Below are 23,430 nucleotides of genomic sequence, written 5' to 3' on the forward strand. Positions count from 1 at the left end.
TAAGGCCGATAATCAGCCGATGATGCCCATGATGTCGGATTCCTTCATGATCAGAAGGTCTTCGCCATTGAGCTTGACTTCGGTGCCCGACCACTTGCCGAACAGGATGCGGTCGCCAGCCTTGACGTCCAGGGGAACCAGCTTGCCGCTTTCGTCGCGGGCGCCGGTGCCGACGGCGATGATCTCGCCTTCCTGTGGCTTTTCCTTAGCCGTATCGGGGATGATGATCCCGCCCGCGGTCTTGGATTCGGATTCGACCCGGCGAACGACCACGCGGTCATTAAGCGGCCGGAACTTCGACTTTGCCATTTTTTAGGATGTCCCTGGTGCGGAGGTTGAACGGTTGTCCGTTGCCGGAGCGTCGTTAGCGCTCGCCAGTGGCGAGTGCCAACGGCCCTGCCACCGCAAGAGGCCCTCGCTGTTCGTGACTGCCTGTGCCGGGTGTTAACCGCAAGCAAGTCGTAACCGGCTTGCAAATATCGCAGAGCTTGGCCACAACGCGCTTCGCTAAATGGCCGGAGCACGAAGAGAGCATGGTTTTCCGATTGAAGGAGCGACTCGGCAAGAGGTTTGATGAGGAAGTGCAATTCTTCAAAGGCTGGCAGAAGGACAAGAAGGGCGTAGGAGCCCTCATCCCCATTCGATTTATGCGGCGCGCCGGATGGCAAGCGTGGTCAACCCACGGTCCGGGATGCCGCTTGGCGCGGGAACCGGCGTCATCACCAAGGCAATCCTGGAGAGGGGCATCAAACCGCATCAATTGGTGTCGGTCGAATACTCCACGAATTTCTACAACGGCCTGGTGCAACGCTTCCCGGGCGTGGACTTCAGATTAGGCAACGCATTTGCGCTGAATGAAGTTCTGGGTGAGCGCAAAGGTGAGCAGTTCGATTGTGTCGTCAGTTCAGTCCCGCTGTTGAGCTTTCCTATGGAACGGCGCGTTGCTCTGATTGAAGATCTGCTTGCCCGCATTCCGGCCGGCCGGCCGGTAATTCAGATCACATATGGACCCCTGTCGCCGGTGATAAAGATGCCCGACCGCTACGTGGTTTCCCACTATGACTTCGTCGTCCGCAACATACCGCCGGCACAGCTGTGGACCTATCGACGAGCAGTCTAGGCATATCCCGGCATGCGAAGGGCCGACTGAGCTGAGGTATGTACAATCTGGTCCCACGTGACGTGAATTGCCATCTACGCGCTTTCGTGTTTGCTGGGTCTATGCTGGATCGGCTCTCGAATAGAAGCCTACTTCTCCACTTTGTCGGAAACAGGTAGATCAGCTGTTGGCGGGATTTTTTCGGAAAAGAGGAAGGTCGCTGGATCAAGTTTCAACGCCTTGGCGATCGCGGCAATCGTGTCCACGCTGATGTCGCCGCTCGCGCGTTCCAGTTTCATGTATGTCGCCTCCGCCACGCCGATGAGTTCGGCCATCTCATAGCGGTGCAAAGTACGTCGTTGTCGCTCAAAATCGATGATGTGCGCCAGCCGCTTGCGGATCGCATTGTCGTCCAACCGATGCGCCCATTCCGGAACTTTCTTGCCGCCGGCGAGCAGTCCTGCAAAAGACACTTGCAAGCCGTTTGCCATGATCTGCAGCGTCGTCAATGTGACATTATTTTTCTGACGCACAGTCTGAATATAGGTTCGGTAGGCCAGTTGAGGAAAAGGCTATGACCATACTCAAATTCCTACTGGCGGGTGCCGTCGCCATCGCGGGCGCCGCAGCTCTTCCATCCCAATCAAAAGCGTCGGAATGGGGCTGTCAGGTCCTCCTATGTCTTTCCGGCGACTGGCAAGGCACTCCGTCGTGCCACCCGCCAATTTACAAGTTGATTGCGGCGATGGAAGCCCCGGGTTTTAATTGGCCGACCTGTCCGCAAGCCAACTCCAGCGCGGCGAGATTTGAGAAGTATGCGGATTGTCCGTCTGGCTGGCAAGCAGTTGCCAGCGCCAATCCGATCGCCGGGCTTAGGTCAAGAACGGAACATCTGCCGCATCGCGGCCGATAGGCTCTCCTTGCCCGTCGTTTTCAAAAACAACGCCCTCGGCGGGCATCATGGAGACGGATCACGTCAGGTCCAAATCGAAATCGACGGTAAGGTGGTTGCGGCAACAATCCAGACCGTGGGGAACGATCGAGGGCATTCCATTGGTAATGGCCCCACCTACTACACCATCCCTCGACCGATGCGCGGAAAGCCCTGGTTCATCGAGTATGATGACGCGAACGGTGTGCGCCAGAAAAGCTGGTTCAATCTCAACATGCCTTGAGCCAGGCGATCGCGCAGGACGAGGTACTATTGGGGTCGCAATTCAGGGAGGTTTGTAGTGTTCAAAGCGCTTCTCCTGTCCACTGTGATTTTGAACACAGGCGCAGTGTCGACGGCGGCTGGCCAGAGTGACAAGCCGCGATCAAGCGTGGACAATCCTATGTGGCCCGCTTCACTGAAGTGGGACTGCAAGACCGCTGCCAAAATCGTGTGTGAGCGTGATGGCAATTGCTCAGTGGCTGAGGACCGCTCTGGATTTGTGCTGAACTACGGCAGCAACGAAGCTGAGTTCCCGGCCAGCAATGTCAGGATCAAACGCCACTATCAACAGACTGTGCAGGCAAGCCCTTTGCAGCAGGAAGTTAAAGTCGAATTGGCCGACAATCGCGTTCTTTGGCTGACGGCCGTGGATGCCAGCCGCACTTATTCGGAAGCATGGGTCGGCGCACTGAGCGAGTTGAAGGGTGGCGCGGTACTGATGGAATCCGAGGGGGTCTATTGCATGCCGCACAAGTGAGTGCGCCGAGAGGGGAGGCGAGCCAAAATGGTCTGACCCCGAGCGACAGCCAAAGCTGGGGTATTCATAGGGATAGCCCAAAAATCCACCACGCCGCTCAATGAAAATCATCTAGAGGCCAGATCGGCCTTCGGACATGTTGACAGGCAATGGCGGCATAGTTTGCGGTGCAGCTTTTTCCGCTATCGACGAATACGAGCGCATGGGACAAGGGTTCAAGGTCAGCACGAAAATGATTCATGGCTTTGCAAACAACTAGCTCTTCCTTCTCGAATTCGATCCCGAAGAGTTTGAATTGCTCACGTTCCTCGGTCTGGCTGGCAATTGAAGTTAGAACCACATCCAGTCCTTCGATCGAAACCAGCGCGCTCATCCCCAGTTTACCGACCGTGTTGCGCATAAACGGACCCTTCCGCAGGTACTCGCCGCGCGTCAGCGCTTTGACATGGCCCGTCACCTTTAGGCCGCCCTCACTCCCAAGTTCAAGTTTGACGTCTTCATCAAGCCCCGCAGCCTGGCAGGCTCGAACGGCCTCCGGCGCCCAAAGGCTAAAGAAGACGGCATCCTGGGTGCCCCGTGCAAGCATCGCCTCAAGGATCGTCACATCATCTCCGGCCGCTCCACCTCCCGGATTGTCGGCATAATCGACCAATATGACTGGTTTACCGTTACCAGTCAGGCTTTCAGCGATTGCCAATCCTTTATCAACAGAGTGAAACTTAATCGTGCGCTCGGCACGCGTCTGCCACATTTGGTTCGACAGCGCATTGCTTTCTTTGTTATATTTATCCGTCGCGTTAAGGCACGTAATTGCGGCGCTGGGACCGATATCAAATACATCACCATACGAGTACCCAGCCTGAACGCTGATATGCTTTATAGCCGGAATTCTCGTTCACTAGGCGTTCAGCAAGATCCAAGATTCGGGGCATTGGTCCGTCTTCGTTGGTCGTCCTTGCACTGTCCAAACCGGCCAACAGCGGAGGTTTGATCAGCCTAACTTGCGTGTGGGGTCCGCCGCTAAGCATTTCATTGAGTAGCCGGCACGCGAATTGCGTCGTTTTGATCTGATCAACATGAGGCGTCGTCCGGTAGGCCACAACAGCATTCGACATATCAGCCATGCGATATGTGACGTTGGCATGAGGGTCCAATGTCACAACCATAGGCACGTTCCAACCGACCACCTGCCGAACCCTTGTCAATATTTCACCTTCGCAATCCTCTATCCGCTCCGAGACCATCGAGCCATGGAGCATCAACAAAATGCCGTCACACGGTTCATGCCCACCGAGCGGCTGGAGCAGTATGTCAATCAGCTCTTCGAATGCTGCTTCGGCTAGAGTGCCGCCGGCCCCCCCATCAGCATGAAGGGGTGTAACAAGTTCCCAATCGTACCGGTCGGCGAAATCAAACAGAGAACCCCAATCAGTTTCAGTACCCCTAAAGTGACGAGCAATATCTCCACTGCACAGTAAGGCACCATCAGCAAACTGGCGAATTGTTGTTGAGTGCGGGTTGAACGTATTAGTTTCCTGTTGCCAAAACGCCGCCACCACTCGCTTCATCACCTCAACTCCCCAAAACCTGCGTTAAACGGTGATTCAGATTAGCTCTTGCCCTTTTGTGATGTCAGTGTGGTGAATTATATATGTCAAAGCACCCCGGGAATTTCAAAACTCCCTGTTGCAGAAGCATCGATCAAAACGGTATTGGACGATCAGGAAGCTGAGAGGATCGGAATTTGACCACGCCAAGCTCCGCTGTTTTGAGAGACCAAGTTTACGATCGATTGGGTGAGCTGATTCGTGGCGGGCACTTCTCTCCCGGCGAGAAGATCACGATAAGAAACCTTGCCAAAGACCTTTCAATGAGCCCAACGCCTGTTCGTGAGGCTCTTTATCGCTTAATATCTGAGGGCGTCCTACAAGGTGAAGCAAACAGATCCGCAGTTATACCCCTTCTAAGGCCCGAGCAAATCGCCGAACTCAAAGATATCCGTTTGCACATTGAGTGCTTTGCCGCAGAGCGCGCGGCACTAAGAGGTACGCCGGAGATTGCAGGAAGGTTGCGCAAGACATCAGAAAAACTGAAAAAAGCTCGCGCCGCTGGTGACCGTCACGCCGACATTGCGCTGGTATATCGATTTCAGTTTGAACTATACGCTGCGTGCAGCATGCCCAACCTTATTCGAATAATCAATTCACTTTGGCTGAAAACGGGGCCATACCTAAATCTGCTTTACCCTCATTATGTTTCCTCGATATCAGCTGGTCGCGGCGACTGGCGGGAAAGGATAGCCACGGGGGTTGAGAACAAAGATGCCGCCGCGGTTGCCGAAGAGATCAGACAGGACATTGACCAGGCGCTGACCTACATCGCTAGTATCATTGAGGCTGCCGCAATGCTCAATCAGACACGCGGGTAGCGCTACTATGCCCATTGTGGGGCAACTGTCGCTGAATCAAGAGATTAACCTATCTGGCCCCATAGGTCCCAACAAGTGAACGATCGAAGGAGTTTTCGCCCGATTCAAGCTGAGCAACGACCTGTCGAAGGTCGGCCAAATAGGCGTCTACCACTTCCCCAAAAGCGAGACTGAGAATACCCAAATTGATCGCAGGTGGATTCGGGGACGGCGCCACAGTATGCCAACCCTTGGCAGCCAGACCTGCCGCGATATCGGCTACATCAAGCGATTTCGAACCATAACTCATCACCGTAAGTTCAGGCTCGCCACAAACGAAAAGCCCCTCAATTGTGGGGATATCCCGCATAAGTTTTTCACGCACCTGCCAGATCTGATCGGCGATCTTACGATAGCCTTGATTGCCAAGGAAGCGCATGACCGCCCACGCAGCGGCTATGCTAGCACCAGAGCGCGTGCCGGATCCGACCAGCGTCCACCAAGACCCCTGAGCTGTCTGGGTTGAGTTCCGCAAAACGACGTGCTGCGTGAAGCCGCCGCCGCCGATGACCAGGCAATCACAGGCAACATCGCCGGCCTGCGGGACCAGCGCCAATTCCGGGCCGGCTGCCATATACCAGCCCGACATCGTGGGCTCCGGATGCGGAGGCTCAACCGAAATCCGCTTCGCTTGGCTCTTATCGCTCAATTGCACCTGCCGACTCGCTAGCTAACGGTGGCCGGTCACGGTCACCCTCAAGGTCTATCGGTATCGAATAAACCATCGGGCGGAACGCTCGTAGACGGAAAAGATCGCGCCTGATATAGACGTGTTTCATGTCCACCCTGCGTAATCTTGTACCCTCGACGCATTCGCTCTTCGTCTTCGAAGCAGCTGCTCGCACGCTCAGTTTCAAGAATGCAGCAAGGGAATTGAACGTGACGCAGCCAAGCGTCTCACATTCTATCAAGATGTTTGAAAAGCATTGTGGGATAGCGCTCTTCGCACGCGACAATCGCGGAGTACAGCTGACCGAGGCCGGGCGCGAGCTATACGACGAGGTGCGAACTAGCTTCCGCAGGCTGGAACAGAGGCTGGGAGCCATCTCCCATCGCGGGACGAAGTACATCACTTTCGCGGCCTCGACGTCACTAGCGGCCCATTGGCTTGCGCCGCAGTTGTATCACTTTCAGGAAGAGCACCAGGACGTTAAGATCAAAGTAGTCGCCACTGACCGGGATGCCGAACCTGACCACGAAGTTGACGTGACCGTATGGGTACGTCCGCGGGACTTTGACAGGGCAAACAGCTGGTTCATCTGTGACGAAATCGTTTTCCCAGTCTGCTCGCCCGCATATCTTCTGTCTCATTCCACCCCAAAGGCGGCCGATGACCTCCTTCAACATCAGCTGATTCACTCGTCTGATGCTTTTCGCAAGAGGCTGGGCTGGCCAGAATGGGTCGAGCTGGCAGGGGGCAATCCCACTGAAATCAAGACAAATATCGTCTTCAATGACTACCAACTCACCCTCCAAGCAGCTCTTGCCGGTGAAGGGATCTCATTGGGATGGTCGCTCACTGCACAGCAACTTCTGAAAAATCGCCTTCTTGTTCGTCCAATCCCCATCGAGATTAAGACAGATCGCGCATTCTTTCTGCTATCCAGCGAAGACCCTGCCAAAAATAAACGAAGCAAACCTCTGATTGATTGGTTTCTCGCGCAGACGAGTGAACTTCGGTCTTAATCGCCGCAGCTCTGCAATCGCGGCCGCGCTCAAGCAAGACCGCGGCTCAGGAATGCTCAATCCAGCCAATCAGATATAAACTGGATTGAAGGCCAGCGAAACCTTTTGCCAATTCTCAGACCCCTGACCGTGCCCTATCATGCTCGTAATTGAGCGGCGTCTGAGCTGGGGCGGCGAAGTCTGATTTTGTTGCGGGGATATGATTCTCGCATTTGGGAAGGCACGACAATGGACACTGATGCTCCCCTAACCCGGCGTCGAGGCGGCCGCGCATCGATCGTGGCCACCCGCGAAGCGGAAAGGCGGCCCCGGGTTTCAACCATAAGGTACGGGATCCGGCCGGTTAAAGCAGTTACTGCTGGGCAGCTAGAGCGTATCCACCAAGCTTCCCAGGCAATCTTGCGCGAGATCGGAATCGAATTCAGAGACGAAACAGCCATCCAGCAGTGGAAGGAGGCTGGCGCCGACGTTAGAGAGCACCGCGTGCGTCTCGAGGGCGACATGATTATGGACCTCATTTCCAGGGCTCCTTCCAGCTTCGAAATGACGTCTCGCGATCCTTCGCAGCGGTTCGAGATCGCGCTGGACACTATGACATTCGGGGCAATGCAGGGTGCGCCGAACATCCGTGATCTCCAAGGGGTTCGCCGCTCTTCGACCATCGAAGACCTTCGCAATATGAACCGGCTTACACAAATGCTGCCTGGGTTCCACATCGCCGGCGGGTTCACATGCGAGCCAACCGACGTGGCTGTGCCTTGGAGACACCTTCACATCAACCACTCCAGCCTGGTTGAGACAGACATGCCGTTCTTTGGTCTCACGACCGGGCAGCAGCGCGCCGAGGACTCGATCGCGATGGCGAGAATCGTCCATGGCAAAGATTTTATGGACCATAATGCCGTAATGATGGGACACGTGTCCGGAAATTCGCCGCTGGTGTGGGACTCCACGATGCTGGAGGGGCTCCGGGTCTTCGTCGAGGCAAACCAAGTCGTTCTGCTGTCCCCGTTCGTCCTTGGCGCCGCCAATACGCCGGCCGATATCCCCGCCACAATAGCCCAGTTGAACGCTGAGGCGCTCGCGGCGCTCGCCTACACCCAACTCGTCAGACCGGGTGCGAAAATGATCTACGGGCAATATTCAGTCTCGGTTTCGATGCGCAGCGGAGCGCCGATGTCCGGAATGCCCGAAGTCACCTTGATCAATGCCGTTATCGGCCAGTTGGCCCGGAGGTACGGGATTCCGTGGCGAACGACTGCATCGCAGTCCTCTGCAAAGACGTTCGACGCCCAATCCGGCTATGAATCGGCTGTGGCCTATATGTCGGGCGCTAGCGCTAATGCGAACCTGATGATGCATGCCGGCGGCTGGGATGAAGCGGGCATGGTGTGCTGCATGGCAAAGTTCGTGGCCGACGCAGAACAGAACCTTCTCATGGAGAAATATGCCAAGGGCATATCCTTCGACCGTTTTGATGAAGCACTGGAGGCTGTCCGGCGCATCGGCCCCGGTGGCCACTATCTTGGCGACTCCTTCACTTTGAAGCACTTCAAGGACGCATTTTTTGCCCCCGAAATCCTTGATTACCTGAGCTATGAGCAGTGGAAGGTAAAGGGCTCTCGCGACATGGCCCAGCGCTGCCGCGAAAAGGCAGCGGCTATTATCGCCGGTTACGAACAACCCGCGATGGACCCAGCGGTGCGCGAGGAGCTCGACGCATTCGTAACGAAACGGCAAGAGGAAATTTCGCCTAGCCTAGCCTAAAACACCCGGGAACAAAAACAAAGGGAGCGTGATAATGGGTTTTTTCAGAAGCAACGGCGATCGTATCCCCGACAACATCAAGACGATGGCGTCCGAAGTGAAATCGGGTGCAATGGACAGGAGGGAATTCCTCGCGCCGGCCAGCACCTTCGGCGCTTCGGCCGCAATGGCCTACAGCCTGATTGGCGTGACTTTGCCTTCCCAGGCGCGAGCCGCTGAGCCCAAGAAGGGCGGAACACTCCGCGTGGCTATGCCAGTCAAGGCGCAAAAAGACCCGCGCACGTATGATTGGGTAGAACTGGCCAACATCTCGAGGTCTTGGCTCGAGCCCTTGGTGCGCTACACTCACCAGTTTACGTTCGAGACCGTGCTGCTGGAGAGCTGGGAGGTCAACGATGATGCAACTGAATATGTCTTACACGTCCGGGAAGGCGTGACCTGGAACAACGGCGACGCATTCAACGCTGATGACGTTGTCTTCAACATCACACGGTGGTGTGAAAAGGCTGTGGTCGGGAACTCAATGGCGGCTCGCGTGGGCGGACTGATCGATGCGAAGTCAGGCAAGGCTCGCGAGGGCGCGATCGTAAAAGTCGATGACCATATCGTGAAGTTGAGGCTCAGCCAGCCGGACATCGCTATTATCGCTAACTTCACCGATTACCCCGGACTAATCGTTCATCATAGGTTTGACAGCACTGGCGCCGATCCCATCGCAAAACCGATCGGAACCGGGGCGCTTGAACTGGTATCGTATTCGGTGGGCAGCAAGGCCGAGGTCAAGCGTCGCGAAAATGGCAAATGGTGGGGCGGCGAGGCATTTCTGGACCGTGTCCAATTCATTGATTATGGCACCGATTTCCAAGCGACGATATCTGCTTTCGACTCCGCCGAGATCGACCTGGATCTGCAGACGCCGGCGGATTACATCGACATCCTCGACAAAATGGATGTGGCCAAAACAGAAGTAGCTACCGCAACCACGCTCGTCTGCCGTACCAATACGAGCAATAAGCCTTATGACAAGAAGGTTCGCAATGCCCTGCAGCTGGCCGTCGACAACAACGCCGTCCTGCAGCTCGGCTACGCTGGACGCGGTACGGTCGGTGAAAACCACCATGTAAGCCCGATTCATCCGGAATATTACCCTCTGCCCAAGAAACCGCGGGATCTCGAGGGGGCCAAGAAACTGATCGCCGAGGCGGGTCATACCGACTTCGAGCACGAGCTCATATCGATCGACGAAGACTGGCAGAAGAATACCGGTGACGCTATAGCCGCCCAGCTACGTGAGGCCGGGATCAAGGTCAAGCGGACTGTTCTGCCTGGCTCGACGTTCTGGAACGATTGGGCGAAATACCCTTACTCACTTACCGTCTGGTACATGCGACCTCTCGGAGTGCAGGTACTTGCGCTGGCGTATCGGACCGGTGAAGCCTGGAACGAGACAGCCTATTCCAATCCTGACTTTGACCAAAAACTCCAGAAGGCGTTCTCCGTCAGTGATGTTTCCAAGCGCAGGGAACTGATGGAAGACCTCGAAGAGATCATGCAGGACTCCGGCATAATCATTCAACCTTTCTGGCAAAGCCTGTTCAGCCATATGAACAAGAAGGTCCAAAACTACGCGGTCCATCAGACATTCCAGATGGATCTGGAGCGGGTCTGGCTGGCCTAACATACTCCCAAGGCTCCGTCAGAAGACTGGTCGGTGCCCTACCCCGAGGGTGCCGACCTCCTTTGACTCAAACAATTGAGAAACGACATGGCCGACGAACAGATCATTCTTTCGGAACTCTCGGACGACGAGTTGGTGCAGCAGATGCACGACGATCTCTACGATGGCCTGAAGGAAGAGATCGAGGAAGGCACCAACATCCTGATTGAGCGCGGCTGGATACCCTACAAGGTACTGACGGAAGCACTGGTCGAAGGCATGCGCATTGTCGGCGAGGATTTTCGCGACGGCATCCTGTTCGTTCCCGAAGTGCTGCTATCCGCCAACGCCATGAAGGCCGGCATGTTCATCCTGCGCCCGCTGCTTGCAGCCACCGGCGCGCCGAAGCAGGGCAAGATGGTGATCGGCACGGTCAAGGGCGATATCCACGACATCGGCAAGAACCTCGTCGGCATGATGATGGAAGGCGCCGGCTTCGAGATCATTGACCTCGGGATAAACAATTCCGTTGAGAAGTATTTGGACGCCATCGAACAGCACCAGCCCGACATCATCGGCATGTCCGCACTGCTGACGACGACCATGCCTTACATGAAGGTCGTCATCGACACCATGAAGGAAAAGGGTATCCGCGACGACTACGTCGTTCTTGTTGGCGGCGCGCCGCTCAACGAAGAATTCGGCAAGGCCGTCGGCGCCGACGCCTACTGCCGGGATGCTGCGGTTGCAGTCGAAACCGCCAAGGACTTTATGAAGCGCAAGCACAATATCCGCGGCTGACACTGCGTAGCAGGTCGCCCATTCTTACGGGAAGCGGCCAAGCCCCTTACCAGCACGAGGATTACCGTCACTATGAATGCCCCATTTTCAGCGGGTGAGCGTTCGCGGATCGTCAAATGGAACCCCGACCAACCGGCTATCAACATTCGAGAAGACATTTTCCGGCTGGCCATTGTCATTCTGCCTGGGTTTTCGCAGCTTAGTCTCTCGTCCTTTGTGGATCCCCTACGGCTGGCCAATTTGGTTTACGGCCGAAAGTTCTTCACGTGGTCGATTGCCAGCCTTGATGCTTTGCCGGTGGAATGCGCTAGTGGTTTCAGCCTGGAGGTTGATGGCGACTTTGCCAGTCTGGGGGAAAGCATCCAGGCGCTGAACGGCCCCAGCATGCTCATCGTCTGCGCCGGCGATCACGTGGAAAAACAGGTATCCGCTTCCCTCAGCAAAACGCTTCGTCTCTGCAAACGACAGGGAATTCCCATAGCAGCCTTGGGTACCGCAACTTGGCTTCTCGCCGAGACCGGGCTGCTCGACGGTTTCGAATGCACCATCCACTGGGATAAGCGCGCGGCCCTTGCGGAGACGTTCGCCCGACTTCAGGTGAACGATACGCTCTTCGTCAGGGGTTCATGCCTGGCTACCTGCGCCGGTGAATTTGCGTCGTTCGACCTTGTGATGGAGCTGATCATCGAACATCTCGGCAAGGAAACTGGCTTGGCCGTATGTCGCCACACGACGGCAGGTCATTGGCGGCCAGCATCTGACAGACAGTCGACCATCAACGCCAATCAAACCGGCGTCTGCAAACCGATCGCCGAAGTCATCCGGATGATGGAGGAGCATATCGAAGACCCCCTCCCCCTCCGCGATATCGCGAAATGTGTCGGCCGATCGCAACGCCAGATCGAGCGATTGTTTTCCCAAATGCTCTCTGCATCACCAATGCGCTACTATCTGCATCTCAGGTTGTTACACGCCAAGCGTTTGATTGAACAGACCGAACTGCCGATAGTCGAGATTGCAATCGCTTGTGGCTTCGCATCTGCGTCGCATTTTTCAAAATGTTTCCGCAATGCGTTTGGCATTAACCCGAGTGGCATCCGGATACAAGATGGCTCGATGATGAGCAAGCCTGTGACCCACGTCAGATAATGCCAGTTTATGTAAGGGCGTGTTTTTCCGTCTTTCGTACCCTGCAAATCCGGGCCTACATCCCCTTCCAACTGATTTCCGGAAATCGCTCATGTCATCGTTCTCGATTAGAAATCACAAAATTGATCCGTCGCGCGGCGCCAGTGCCCTGAAGCCAGATGGAAGCGTTGATGACAACGATCGCGCTGAGATAGGGCCTACCGATGTTGCGTTTGCCGAGTGGGCGGCATTGGGCCTCACTACCCCGAACCTCGAGTTACCGCGTGGGGACGGCGCGCTGCGGGGCGAACGCGCTGATCGCCGTAACTGCTTTTCGGCCCCGAGATGTGCCGCTGGGACACTTTGGTGTTGAGTTATTGCGGCACGTGGTTGGGCAGGTACTCCTCGCGGACCCACTTTGCGGAACTCCGCCAGAGCAGTCGTCGGGATAGCAATAGGCCGGCTGCGGGTTCGACTGGGCCTGGGGGAAATGCGCCAGATCCGAGATTTCGGCATCGCAAAGCCACTTCCTGTCATTCTTCTCCTATTTCCAACGAGCTCAATGCTCGCGTGAAATGTGTGGCGAATGGATTGGCGTATGGGTGTGACCCACTCAGTGCTGGTGCAGCTGATGGTGCAATTGGTGGTGGGCCAGTTCAAGGGCGGCGCGCATTCGCGCTTGCCCGGCTTCGCTGCTTCTCGGGGCAAGTGTGTCCAAGTAAGCAATAGAACCTTCAATCTGGGCCAAGACAGCCACGGCGTCCGTGGTCGCGAATATCGGCCGCTCGCCCACGTCGACAAACACTGAACTCGTGTGAGCAGCGATATCGCTTTGACGGCCGGCGACGCTGCCACGTACCCTTAAAGCTACCCAACAAGACTCGGCAACGTGAAAAGAATAATGGCCTGTCGCAGAAAGCTGATCGTACGACACAGACTCCCATACCAATCCGTTGCAGACCACCTCAACGGCCAGCGTTCTGACGCTGACGGACTCAATCTCCCAGTGGACCGTTATTGTGCCGCCAGTGGAGGGGAGTGAGACCTTGCTGCCAGGACGGCGCCCTTCAACTGTCGAATTCACCAAGGGCCCGACAGAAATGAAGGTATCGCCGCCACGGACGCAATCCATCCAGTTCTTGAAAGTGAAATCATTGTCGGCCAGTTTGGCGTATGTCCGAACTCCTCCGAGGAGCGCGGCAGCATCCATGTTGTCCGATCCGGCCACGACGGGTAGTTGATAGCCGATATTGAGGAACCGGTACCAATCGGCAAGCGCGAACGCGCTGATCTGGCACCACCCTGGCCATTTATGTAAGCATACTGATTAAGACCATTGGAAAATTCAGCAAACCAGTCTTCAAACGTTCCGACATTGACTTTCCGATGATGCCCCTTGGGAGGAAGATATTCGCCGTGGGGGCCATGAACGTGTATCCTGGCAGGGACGCGCCTGGACGTTCCCTTTTCAACGACTGTTAATCGTACGCTCCTGGTGGCTGGCGCGATCGGCAAAGCAGCCGGTTCAATGCGATCGCCATCGCTTGATCCATGTCTGCCAATGCACTCAGTTCCTTTTCCCAGATTGTGCCGTCGTCCGCTCGCAAGAAGAGCCGCGCATCGGGGTGGGCTGAATACTCCACGATGACCTCGGATTCCGAGGCCTTGGGCTGTACGTCATGAAGATCGCTGAGCCATTCTGTTTGCTCGTAGTCCAGCGCCCTCCGAGCGGAGATGACGACTCCAAGATCAACTCCGATCTGGTTGCCGCGATCGTCGCAGTCCAACTCACCAAGCCGGTTCAGACTCACTCCCGCAGGAAGGCTCAGCCTCATCTTCTTGCGCGTCTGCAGGCGCAATGGGTGTTCACAAAGCTCTGTGATGCTAAGGGCATACACGAGCGACGTCTCTGATTCCGCGGCCAACCGGATGCCCACGACCTCCTTTTCCGGGTGTTCGTTTGGCAAGGCGTAAAGCCAGATATTCTCGCCCCGATAGTCGAGCCCCGATTCGGCGCGAAATTCTGCTCGCCCGTAATCAACCCTTGATGCACGTCCTATTGCGACGTCCTCGGGGTGCGTTGCGTTTACAAGCGATCTGCGAGCCGGCACTGCAGCGAACGGGCTTGCTCCCCAACAGACTGTGATGTTACTGAATAGCAAACCGCCGCTATATAGGGGTTTCGACCTCCGTGCCATCCGCATACTGGATCGCGTAACGAGAAACGACATTCCCCAAAGAATTGGCTGCCACCCCTTTCGAGAACGGGCTGTCAAGCGGCGCCTTGCCACCAAACCCGGGCGGTACATCGTCAAAACGGTCGGCAACGGCCTGAGCGAATAGGACGTAGGTGAGCGTCTGGGACGTTGGTGAAATCTGTGTCGCAGCCTCCGCCGGCCGCAGCATTATGACGTCTGGGTTGCTCCACTGGCCAAAAAGGAAAGGGATGCTTCGCAGCGATTGGAGACCGACAAGCGAACGCGCCCAGCCCTCTCCGGCTGAGCCTTCAGCCATCTCGCTATGTGGCATCGCACGGTGCGCATTGAAGTGATCGGTCAGATCGATCGCCTTAAATTGTGGTGAGGGAGGTATGATCATTCAAATCTCACATTTAAGTGGAGTACGACATTTCCGGTGAGGCCTTATTGCGCAAGATCACCTATTGCCCGGTGCGTCGAGAGCGGGGCGCGACGACATGAACATCGGCTTCACCCATCATACTTTGACCGATCCGGTCTCTAAGTGACCGCGCTTATAGCTCGGACGTCTAAAAACGGCAGATCGCACATTGCATTCTCTTGGTTCGGACGTAACTGTCGATGGCTTTTTCTGAGCGAGTTTCGAACTATCAATCGAGGCTGTGAGCGATAGGCCGCGTGCCGAAGGATAAGACCTTAGACAGCGAGACGCGCCGATGCTCCTGGCGTGCCAATGCTGAAACCTTTGTACCCCTCGGCAGCCACTTCCTCGCAAAGCTTCTGATAATTTGGCAAACCACCGATATACGGCATAAATACTGGCTGCTTTCCCGGAACGTTGACACCTAGATACCAAGATTTCGCTCGAGTATACAGCGTCTCGTCCGCAGCCTGCCCGACGTGCTCCATCCACAATTCCTCAGCGCTCTGGGTTGCTTCAATAAATTCAGCGCCCACCGCGGCAAGATTCTCAATGCACTCAGCTATCCATTTGACGTTATCCTCAATCGCGACGATCACGTTAGTCAGAACGGAAGGGCTTCCCGGACCTGTGACGATAAACAAGTTTGGAAACCCTGAAGTCATCAACCCAAGAAACGTCTTCGGCCCATGTCGCCACTTTTCTCCGAGGGTGAGGCCTTGACGTCCAATAATGTCGATCTTGTTTAGTGCGCCTGTGATGGCGTCGAAACCAGTCGCCAGCACCAGCGTGTCGAGTTCGTAGAATTCAGACCCCACGGCAATTCCGGCCTCAGATACCTGACGGATTGGGTTGGCACGCAGGTCCACCAACGTGACGTTCTCACGATTGAAGGTCTCGAAGTATCTTGTATCAGCGCATATCCGCTTGGTGCCGATGGGATGATCGAACGGTGTCAGAAGCTCGGCCACGGTTGGATTCTCGACGACCTTTCGGATTTTTCCGCGCACGAATTCGGCAGCCGTTTCGTTGGCTTCCGCGTTCCTCAGCAAATCGCAGTAGGCCGCCATAAAGCCAGTTCCACCCTCGGCCCATCGGCGCTCGTATTCTTGGATCCGATCGTCCGAAGATACTGCCAACGCAGGCCTCTCACCAAAATCATATAGGATGCCGCTGGGCAAAGAGCGCGCACGTGCACGCCGATCAGCATAATTGATTTTCCAGGATTCCTCGTATTGGGCATCCATCGGCCTGTTTCGAGCAGGGACGCTGAAATTTGGTGTCCGCTGAAACACATAGAGGTGCTTAGCCTGGGATGCCAACTCCGGTATAACTTGTATGCCTGAAGATCCGGTTCCGATCACACCGACTCTCTGACCAGAGAGACTGACGGCTTCATGAGGCCAGTTGCCTGTGTGAAAGACCCGGCCCTCGAAGCTATCCATTCCGCTGATGTTTGGGGTCTGAGCCGCGGAAAGGCAGCCGGTTGCCATTATGCACCACTTTGCCCGATACCTTCTGCCTGCATCAGTTGAGACGAGCCAGCGACAATCGCCTTCGTCGAAGGCCGCCCGCGTAACGCGAGTGTTGAATTCGATGTCGCGCAAGAGGTCGAATTTTTTCGCAACATAGTTTGCATAGGCCAGGATTTCCGGCTGCGAGGCATACCGTTCAGTCCAGTGCCATTCTTGCTGGAGTTCTTCCGAAAAAGAGTAAGAGTATTGCATGCTTTCAACATCGCAGCGCGCGCCGGGGTACCGATTCCAAAACCACGTCCCGCCCACGCCATATGCCTCCTCAAGCACGACGGCGGAAAGGCCAAGGCTGCGAGCCAGATGCAGCATGTACATCCCGGCAAACCCGGCGCCCACGATAACAACGTCACATATCATCACCTGGTTCTCGCTAGTCTCACTCAAAGCGCTGGTATGCTGCATGGGTGATTTCCTTTCTCGTCAATTGCAATTTTGCTAGCGTGGATGAGGGAGGTGTTCGACCGCTTCAAGCGATCGGCAGCCGTAATTTATGTGTGCGGCCCCGTCGATGACGTAGCCCTGGCCGCTTGCGAGGTGCTTGCGTCCGAGTCCAGCCACATTCCGAGATTCGACAGCTTGGCTGCACCGAGACCCCCGACAGGATGCGCGACCAGCTGCTCCCTGAGTATGCCTGCGCTGACGGCCATGCTGTCGATTTGAACCCTCCCAGCTCGGAGTTGATCTGCGATGGCATTTCGACTTACGCGCTCGGGATAATGGTCTACGACCAGCGCAGCAGTCAGCCGAAAGCAAGCTGATCGAGAACAGTCTGGGCCGCAGAGGAAATCGGGTTCAGCGTATTGTCAGACTGGCAAGGTCAGAAGAGTTCCCCTAGCCTCCCATGAATGACCCGCCGTTCACGTGGATGGTCTGGCCCATGATATAGCTTGATGCGCCGCTGCAAAGAAACGCCACGGCATCACCCACCTCCTCACCGGTGCCCCACCGACCTGCGGGCGTGATTGACAGGAACTTATCCCCTTTGTGTCGCAGGAGCTCTGCCACCATAGGAGTATCAATGGTCCCGGGAGAGACCGTGTTCACCCTTATGTCTGGTGACAGTTCTCGGGCGAGTGACTTCATGAAAGCCAGTATCCCGCCTTTAGAGGCGCCATAGTGAACGTGCTCTGGGGAGGCGCCTTCATGTGCCGCAGACGACGCTATGGTGACGATTGTTCCCCCAGATCTTATATGGGGAATGGCTCGCCTGCAGAGATAGAACACGCCGTCTAGATTTATTGACATGGTTCTTCGCCACTGCTCGTCCGTCATGGTTGCGAACGGTTGGTCCTCGAAGATGGCTGCAGCCGGAACAACATGATCAATGTGGCCGAACTGAGCTACGCACTTCGAGACGATCGCGTCCGCATCGGATGGGTTGCTCGCATCGTAAGCCATTGCAGCTGCCCTTTCGCCGCTCCGATCTAACGACGACGCCAACCGCGTTACAGCCTGCTCGTTGTTGTCAGCGAGCAGCATGCGCGCACCTAGTCCATAACATACCCGTGCGATGGCGCTTCCGATGCCGCCGGCTGCGCCGGTTAGCAACACGACCTGGTCGGTAAGATCAATTGAGGCCACAGTTCTTTCTCTTGTGCGCGGTGACGAGGGTCTGGGATGGGAGCGTTTCCGAACTGCTGATGCAATAAACAAGGCATGGGTGATGTCCAAGTCGAAAAAGACTTCGCCTGATATCGATTGGATTGATGTCGCCCGGCCCAGGGCGCGCCACAATTCAGGGCGGATCATGGCACAGGCTGTCGTCTCCCAAAAAATTGGCGCCAAGCCTGCGCGAAAGCGCAAACCACATCTCATTAGTTAACAATCTTCGACATGAATGAGATCTATATCTGACTCAATTTTTTTCGTCTGTCGGCCTCGTCGCATCAGCTCTATACAAGCAGGTAATCAGCGCTCGAGTAAGTCGTGGATACGACTGCAGGACGCGGCGCAGATCGAGGCACTCGCAAGATAACGGGCGGTCTGGCACGGCCCCGGTCACGCGACCTAATTAGCCGGTGGTTTCGGAACGTATTCATGCTGGAAAATTGGACTGACGCTTGCAGCGTGGATGACATTGAAGAAGAAGGTGTTATCCGGTTTGATCACGGCGGTAGGACCTATGCGATCTACCGGTCTTCTGACGACCGATACTATGCCACCGACGGGCTTTGCACCCATGAACGCGTCCATCTCTCCGATGGTTTGGTTATGGGAGATGAAATCGAGTGCCCAAAGCACATGGGCCGTTTCAGCTATGTCACGGGTGAAATAAAGGGGCTGCCGGTTTGCGTTAACCTCAGGACCCATCGGGTCAAAGTAGAAGGTGAGCGCGTTTACATCGCGATCCCCTAGCGCAATGCAAGAACGAAGGGAAGCAACTGTGGCAACGAGCGGTCTCTCGGAAAAGCAAAACAAGGCGAGTGTAGGCAAAGAGCGTCGAACCGAGTGGAGGCCTGATCGTTTCTTACTGCCGCCGCCGAAAATGTGGCCGGTAAGTCCGACCGGTATCATAAAGTGGTTGTATTTCTATCTTATACCTTGGACGATTATCTATGTAGCGATTTCAGTCTTAGTACTGATATACTTGACGCCAAGCATGGTAACAATGAAGACGTTCAGTGTAAACTGGATATCTTTTATTTTGGCGCGAAATACAATACTGTTAGTTGTATTTGTAAGTTGCATACACATTCCACTCTACACAAAAAAGATACAGGGGTTCGAAAAAAAGTATAATGGCAAATGGCTTGCCAGAAATAATCCCAACTTCTTATTTGAGAATCAGCTACTCGATAATCTATTCTGGACCTTCGTGAGTGGGGTGCCGATCTGGACTGCCTATGAGGTGCTAACGTGGTGGATGTTCGCGAACGGATATATCCCCTACGTGTCGTTTAGTGAACATCCGGTCTACTGCTTGGCTGTTTTGTTTGCGATCCCTCTCTTCCGGAACGTCCACTTTTATCTGATTCACCGACCGATCCACTGGCCGTTTCTGTACCGATGGGTGCATTCCGTCCATCATGCGAATGTCAACGTCGGCCCATGGTCGGGTCTGTCCATGCACCCGATTGAACACATCATTTACAATTCAGGGGTTCTCATTCACTGGATCGTGCCCTCGCATCCGATCCATGCGATGTTCCATATGATCCATACAAGCCTAGCGCCTTCTCAAACCCACACCGGTTTTGAGAAGTTGATCATCAAAGATGGCATCGAAATGCGGATGGAAGACTACTACCACTATCTCCATCACCGCTACTTCGAGTGCAACTATGGCGGCGGGGGTATCATGAACGTCGACGCTTGGTTCGGAACGTTCAACGATGGGGGTTCAGAGGCGATGGAGAAGATGAACCATCGCGTCATGAGCCGTCAGCAGAAGGCGCAGAGCGAAGGCCAATCCTCCTGACGACATGATGATAGCGACGGAAGCAACACCGTCGCCGTCTCTCGCCAGCCTTTGAAGCGGCTCCCGTCTGTGCAGCCCATTTTCTATTCGCGAGGTCACGATGGACGTACGCGCCGCCGTTGCCGTTCAGGCCGGAAAGCCACTCGAAACAATGTCCGTGAAACTCGAAGGCCCGCGCGATGGCGAGGTGCTTGTCGAGATCAAGGCGACTGGCATCTGCCATACCGACGAGTTCACCTTGTCGGGGGCCGATCCTGAGGGCCATTTCCCTGCGATCCTCGGCCATGAGGGCGCCGGTATCGTCGTCGATGTCGGCAAGGGCGTCACCTCGGTCAAGAAGGGCGACCACGTCATTCCGCTCTATACGCCGGAATGCCGGCAGTGCCCGTCCTGCCTGTCGCGCAAGACCAACCTGTGCACGGCGATCCGCGCCACGCAGGGCCAAGGCTTGATGCCGGACGGCTCATCGCGTTTCTCGATCGGCAAGGACAAGATTTTTCACTACATGGGCTGCTCGACCTTCTCCAACTTCACCGTGCTGCCCGAGATTGCGCTGGCCAAGGTCAATCCAGAGGCCCCCTTCGACAAGATCTGCTACATCGGCTGCGGCGTCACCACCGGCATCGGCGCTGTCATCAACACCGCCAAGGTCGAGCAAGGCGCCACCGCGGTGGTCTTCGGCCTCGGCGGCATCGGCCTCAACGTCATCCAGGGGCTGAAACTTGCCGGCGCCGACATGATCATCGGCGTCGACCTCAACAACGACAAGAAGCCGTGGGGCGAGAAATTCGGCATGACGCATTTCGTCAATCCGAAGGAGATCGATGGCGACATCGTCCCTCATCTGGTCAACATGACCAAGCGCGGCGCCGACCAGATCGGCGGCGCCGACTATACGTTCGACTGCACGGGCAGCACCAAGGTGATGCGCCAGGCGCTGGAAGCCTCGCATCGCGGCTGGGGTAAGTCGGTCGTCATCGGTGTCGCCGGCGCCGGCCAGGAGATCTCGACCAGGCCGTTCCAGTTGGTCACCGGCCGCACCTGGATGGGCACCGCCTTCGGCGGCGCGCGCGGCCGCACCGACGTGCCAAAAATCGTCGACTGGTACATGGAGAAAAAGATCCAGATCGATCCGATGATCACCCACACGCTGAAGCTGGAGGACATCAACAAGGGCTTTGACCTCATGCATGAGGGCAAGTCGATCCACAGTGTCGTGGTCTTCTAGTCATCCGACGCGGAGGGAGCATGGCACAGAAGTTAGCGGTACTTCAGTCGATGTGGGCAATGGAGCGGCGACACACGCATCGAGCGGAGCGCACGCTTGATGCCAATATAGCCATGATATCGGATGCAGGCTTCGCAGGAATAAGTACGCAGTGTGTCGACGCCGCTGCGGTCAGGCGGACGATGGATTGTCTGCAAGGGCGCGGAATGCTCATCGAAGGGATGTGCTTTCCGGCAACCGTGGATGACCTAAAGCCCTGCCTCGAGCTGGCAGCGGAAATGGGGGTTCATCATCTAAACTTGCAGCCGGACGTGCGACCAAGGACGGTGGCGGAAGCGCTGCGCGTCATCGAAGGATGGAGGCAGCTTGCAGAGCAGGTCGGTTTTCCCGTTCTGATCGAAACTCATCGCGACAGGATGACGACGGACCTTTTCTTCGTGCTCGATCTGCTGGATGAAATGCCAGACCTGCCTCTGTTGGCCGATCTGTCGCACTTTCTGGTAGGGCGGGAATTTGCGTGGCCCATTTCCGCAGAACACCATGAAATGATCCATCGGGTTCTCGACAACAGTTGGGCCTTGCACGGCAGGGTAGCTTCTCGGGAGCAGGTGCAGGTTGAGATATCCTTCCCGCACCATCGAATGTGGTTGGATCTATTCCTCAATTGGTGGCGGTACGGCATCACGAGTTGGCGTAAGCGCGCCGAACCTGATGACACACTGTGCTTCACCTGCGAACTCGGCCCTAAACCCTACGCAATTACCGGGCGCGACGGAAACGACACAACGAACCGATGGGAGGAGGCTATCACGCTCAAGGCCGCTATTGAGGACCTGTGGACGGCCGAGGTCGACGAGCCTAGGCCGGCAGCAACTGGAGGTTAGCATGGCCCGCAGCGGGATGGTGATTATCGGAGCCGGTCAGAGCGGTGTTGCCGCGGCATTTGAGCTACGGAGCGCAGGCTGGCAAGGCTCCATCACACTCATAGGCGACGAAGTGTTTCTGCCCTATGAACGCCCCCCACTGTCGAAGGAATTGCTCGCCGACAACTTTCAGCCGGTGTTCTTGTTCACAGAATCGGATTCTATTAGAGCCAACATTACCGTTGTGCGTGATCACGCTACTAAGATTGTGGCAGCGGAACACCTTATCACCCTGAAAACTGGGAGTTCCGTCGAATATGAAAAGCTTCTGCTTGCGCTCGGCGCTGAGCCGCGCGCGCTCCCCCCAATTCCAGTTGCAGGTGAGGCGAGAATTTTCACGCTCCGCAAATTTGACGACGCACTTCAGCTGAGAAAAGCTTTGGCGAAGGCACGTAAAGTAGTTGTCTTGGGCGGCGGATTTATAGGCCTTGAGATTGCGGCGACCGCAGCCAGCAATGGCAAGGATGTGACCGTCTTGGAATCAGGCGCCAGGATTCTCGCGCGCGGAGTTCCTGAAAACGTTGCAGCATTCGTCGCGGATCGCCACGTTAGGGGCGGAGTTCAGATAATCTGTGGCGTGACAGTTACCGAGATCAAGCACAATGAAGGCGTAACCCTTGTGCAAACTGGACGCGACGGTGCCTTTGGCGCAGATCTCGTGATCGTTGGCATCGGTGCAGTTCCAAACATCGCGCTGGCGGAGGCCGCAGGCCTAGCAATCGACAATGGCATTGCCGTCAATGGACGTCTGGAGACGTCAAAGAGTGATATCTTCGCTGCAGGCGATTGCTGTTCATTCCCCCATCCTTTGTTCGAAAATCGACGTTTGCGGCTTGAGGCCTGGAACAATGCTCGGCTCCAGGGAGAGGTCGCGGCCAGGAATATGATTGGAGCTGCGATTATCTACAGCGCCGTACCCTGGTTCTGGTCAGATCATTTCGACTGCACTTTGCAGATCGCCGGAATCCCGGCCTTGGCAGCAAAGGAGGTGCAACGTTTAACCCAAAACGCCTACTTGTCATTTCATCTAGACCCGGAGAATACGTTGATCGGGGCGTGCGGCTTCGGAAAACTCGGATCGATCGCCAAGGATATGCGGGTATCCGACATACTTATTGGTCGTCGTAGGAGGGTAGAACCCTCACCACTGAGCGATCCTTCCCTTCAGCTCAAATCTCTCCTACTGGACCCTCCCGCGACAATTGCCGAGGAAAGCGTACGGGCGTCGCCGAGGGCTGAGTCATAAACAGAAGGACGATAGGCTCCTCGTTTCGGAGCTTCCGTGTCCCTCGTCGTGGACAAGGTGCTGCGACCTGCAAATGCAAGGTACGCATCCGGTGAAGATCGCAGACGTGCGTATCCGGCGGCCATGAGCACCTGAGCACAGCGGTGCTGGGGTCAAGCTTTCGAT

24 protein-coding genes and 1 pseudogene are annotated in these 23,430 nt (G+C 55.9%); 15 read left to right on the forward strand and 10 right to left on the reverse strand.

Going from position 1 to position 23,430, the window contains the following annotated elements:
* Positions 1–12: 12 nt before the first annotated feature.
* A complete protein-coding gene (gene groES, locus NKH36_RS31455) occupies positions 13–309 on the reverse strand; it encodes a co-chaperone GroES (protein ID WP_352965517.1) in 297 nt (98 codons plus the stop codon).
* Positions 310–533: 224 nt separating this feature from the next.
* Between groES and pmtA the strand changes: the two are divergent.
* A pseudogene (gene pmtA / locus NKH36_RS31460) lies at positions 534–1,120 on the forward strand (phospholipid N-methyltransferase PmtA).
* A gap of 128 nt (positions 1,121–1,248) precedes the next feature.
* Here pmtA and NKH36_RS31465 read toward each other — a convergent pair.
* Positions 1,249–1,608 (reverse strand): helix-turn-helix domain-containing protein, encoded by a 360-nt coding sequence (locus NKH36_RS31465; protein WP_352965519.1) that lies wholly within the window; start codon positions 1,606–1,608, stop codon positions 1,249–1,251.
* A gap of 65 nt (positions 1,609–1,673) precedes the next feature.
* Here NKH36_RS31465 and NKH36_RS31470 point away from each other — a divergent pair, with 65 nt between their 5' ends.
* Genes NKH36_RS31470 through NKH36_RS31480 form a run of 3 tightly spaced genes read left to right on the forward strand, consistent with a single transcriptional unit; the run spans position 1,674 to position 2,790 of the window.
* The gene (locus tag NKH36_RS31470) at positions 1,674–2,012 is read left to right on the forward strand and encodes a hypothetical protein (protein WP_352965522.1); all 339 of its coding nucleotides are present in this window, start codon (positions 1,674–1,676) and stop codon (positions 2,010–2,012) included.
* Between the two features lie 7 nt (positions 2,013–2,019).
* Positions 2,020–2,274, forward strand: coding sequence for a hypothetical protein (locus NKH36_RS31475; RefSeq protein ID WP_352965525.1), 255 nt, complete (start codon positions 2,020–2,022; stop codon positions 2,272–2,274).
* A 57-nt stretch (positions 2,275–2,331) separates the two neighbouring features.
* Positions 2,332–2,790 carry a hypothetical protein gene (locus NKH36_RS31480; RefSeq protein ID WP_352965527.1) on the forward strand — a complete coding sequence of 153 codons (459 nt, stop codon included), beginning with the start codon at positions 2,332–2,334 and terminating at the stop codon, positions 2,788–2,790.
* Positions 2,791–2,887: 97 nt separating this feature from the next.
* On the opposite strand, the gene NKH36_RS31485 is transcribed toward NKH36_RS31480, so the two are convergent.
* Positions 2,888–3,679 carry an MlrC C-terminal domain-containing protein gene (locus NKH36_RS31485; protein ID WP_352965564.1) on the reverse strand — a complete coding sequence of 264 codons (792 nt, stop codon included), beginning with the start codon at positions 3,677–3,679 and terminating at the stop codon, positions 2,888–2,890.
* Positions 3,630–4,358 (reverse strand): M81 family metallopeptidase, encoded by a 729-nt coding sequence (locus NKH36_RS31490; protein ID WP_352965529.1) that lies wholly within the window; start codon positions 4,356–4,358, stop codon positions 3,630–3,632. The genes NKH36_RS31485 and NKH36_RS31490 overlap by 50 nt, the downstream gene beginning before the upstream one ends.
* A 176-nt stretch (positions 4,359–4,534) precedes the next feature.
* Between NKH36_RS31490 and NKH36_RS31495 the strand changes: the two genes are divergently transcribed.
* A complete protein-coding gene (locus NKH36_RS31495) occupies positions 4,535–5,218 on the forward strand; it encodes a GntR family transcriptional regulator (RefSeq protein ID WP_352965531.1) in 684 nt (227 codons plus the stop codon).
* 49 nt (positions 5,219–5,267) lie between these two features.
* Here the strand turns inward: NKH36_RS31495 and NKH36_RS31500 are convergent, their stop codons facing one another.
* A complete protein-coding gene (locus tag NKH36_RS31500) occupies positions 5,268–5,846 on the reverse strand; it encodes a PLP-dependent aminotransferase family protein (protein ID WP_352965533.1) in 579 nt (192 codons plus the stop codon).
* Positions 5,847–6,034: 188 nt separating this feature from the next.
* Between NKH36_RS31500 and NKH36_RS31505 the strand changes: the two genes are divergently transcribed.
* From NKH36_RS31505 to NKH36_RS31525, 5 genes are all read left to right on the forward strand, one after another.
* Positions 6,035–6,943 (forward strand): LysR substrate-binding domain-containing protein, encoded by a 909-nt coding sequence (locus tag NKH36_RS31505; protein ID WP_352965535.1) that lies wholly within the window; start codon positions 6,035–6,037, stop codon positions 6,941–6,943.
* A gap of 228 nt (positions 6,944–7,171) precedes the next feature.
* Positions 7,172–8,710: a trimethylamine methyltransferase family protein gene (locus NKH36_RS31510; protein WP_352965536.1), complete on the forward strand. Its 1,539-nt coding sequence runs from the start codon at positions 7,172–7,174 to the stop codon at positions 8,708–8,710.
* A gap of 34 nt (positions 8,711–8,744) precedes the next feature.
* The gene (locus tag NKH36_RS31515; RefSeq protein ID WP_352965537.1) at positions 8,745–10,388 is read left to right on the forward strand and encodes an ABC transporter substrate-binding protein; all 1,644 of its coding nucleotides are present in this window, start codon (positions 8,745–8,747) and stop codon (positions 10,386–10,388) included.
* Between the two features lie 87 nt (positions 10,389–10,475).
* Positions 10,476–11,168 carry a cobalamin B12-binding domain-containing protein gene (locus NKH36_RS31520; protein WP_352965539.1) on the forward strand — a complete coding sequence of 231 codons (693 nt, stop codon included), beginning with the start codon at positions 10,476–10,478 and terminating at the stop codon, positions 11,166–11,168.
* A gap of 72 nt (positions 11,169–11,240) precedes the next feature.
* The gene (locus NKH36_RS31525; RefSeq protein ID WP_352965542.1) at positions 11,241–12,317 is read left to right on the forward strand and encodes a GlxA family transcriptional regulator; all 1,077 of its coding nucleotides are present in this window, start codon (positions 11,241–11,243) and stop codon (positions 12,315–12,317) included.
* 592 nt (positions 12,318–12,909) lie between these two features.
* On the opposite strand, the gene NKH36_RS31530 is transcribed toward NKH36_RS31525, so the two are convergent.
* From NKH36_RS31530 to NKH36_RS31550, 5 genes are all read right to left on the reverse strand, one after another.
* Positions 12,910–13,524: a CehA/McbA family metallohydrolase domain-containing protein gene (locus tag NKH36_RS31530; RefSeq protein ID WP_352965544.1), complete on the reverse strand. Its 615-nt coding sequence runs from the start codon at positions 13,522–13,524 to the stop codon at positions 12,910–12,912.
* 250 nt (positions 13,525–13,774) lie between these two features.
* Positions 13,775–14,233 carry a hypothetical protein gene (locus NKH36_RS31535; RefSeq protein WP_352965546.1) on the reverse strand — a complete coding sequence of 153 codons (459 nt, stop codon included), beginning with the start codon at positions 14,231–14,233 and terminating at the stop codon, positions 13,775–13,777.
* A 232-nt stretch (positions 14,234–14,465) separates the two neighbouring features.
* Positions 14,466–14,894 carry a hypothetical protein gene (locus NKH36_RS31540; protein ID WP_352965548.1) on the reverse strand — a complete coding sequence of 143 codons (429 nt, stop codon included), beginning with the start codon at positions 14,892–14,894 and terminating at the stop codon, positions 14,466–14,468.
* 296 nt (positions 14,895–15,190) lie between these two features.
* Positions 15,191–16,852, reverse strand: a complete 1,662-nt coding sequence (locus tag NKH36_RS31545; RefSeq protein WP_352965550.1) for a flavin-containing monooxygenase — start codon at positions 16,850–16,852, stop codon at positions 15,191–15,193.
* Between the two features lie 429 nt (positions 16,853–17,281).
* Positions 17,282–18,265 (reverse strand): SDR family NAD(P)-dependent oxidoreductase, encoded by a 984-nt coding sequence (locus NKH36_RS31550; protein WP_352965551.1) that lies wholly within the window; start codon positions 18,263–18,265, stop codon positions 17,282–17,284.
* Positions 18,266–18,487: 222 nt separating this feature from the next.
* Between NKH36_RS31550 and NKH36_RS31555 the strand changes: the two genes are divergently transcribed.
* The 5 genes from NKH36_RS31555 (at position 18,488) to NKH36_RS31575 (ending at position 23,265) form a co-directional block, all read left to right on the forward strand.
* On the forward strand, positions 18,488–18,805 hold the full coding sequence (locus tag NKH36_RS31555) for a MocE family 2Fe-2S type ferredoxin (protein WP_352965553.1): 318 nt from the start codon (positions 18,488–18,490) through the stop codon (positions 18,803–18,805).
* A gap of 253 nt (positions 18,806–19,058) precedes the next feature.
* A complete protein-coding gene (locus NKH36_RS31560; RefSeq protein WP_352965555.1) occupies positions 19,059–19,868 on the forward strand; it encodes a sterol desaturase family protein in 810 nt (269 codons plus the stop codon).
* 100 nt (positions 19,869–19,968) lie between these two features.
* A complete protein-coding gene (locus NKH36_RS31565; protein WP_352965557.1) occupies positions 19,969–21,096 on the forward strand; it encodes an S-(hydroxymethyl)glutathione dehydrogenase/class III alcohol dehydrogenase in 1,128 nt (375 codons plus the stop codon).
* 20 nt (positions 21,097–21,116) lie between these two features.
* The gene (locus tag NKH36_RS31570; protein WP_352965559.1) at positions 21,117–21,980 is read left to right on the forward strand and encodes a sugar phosphate isomerase/epimerase family protein; all 864 of its coding nucleotides are present in this window, start codon (positions 21,117–21,119) and stop codon (positions 21,978–21,980) included.
* A gap of 1 nt (position 21,981) precedes the next feature.
* Positions 21,982–23,265: an NAD(P)/FAD-dependent oxidoreductase gene (locus NKH36_RS31575; protein ID WP_352965561.1), complete on the forward strand. Its 1,284-nt coding sequence runs from the start codon at positions 21,982–21,984 to the stop codon at positions 23,263–23,265.
* Positions 23,266–23,430: the final 165 nt, after the last annotated feature.

It is taken from the genome of Mesorhizobium sp. M1312, assembly GCF_040318115.1.
Lineage (GTDB): Bacteria > Pseudomonadota > Alphaproteobacteria > Rhizobiales > Rhizobiaceae > Mesorhizobium.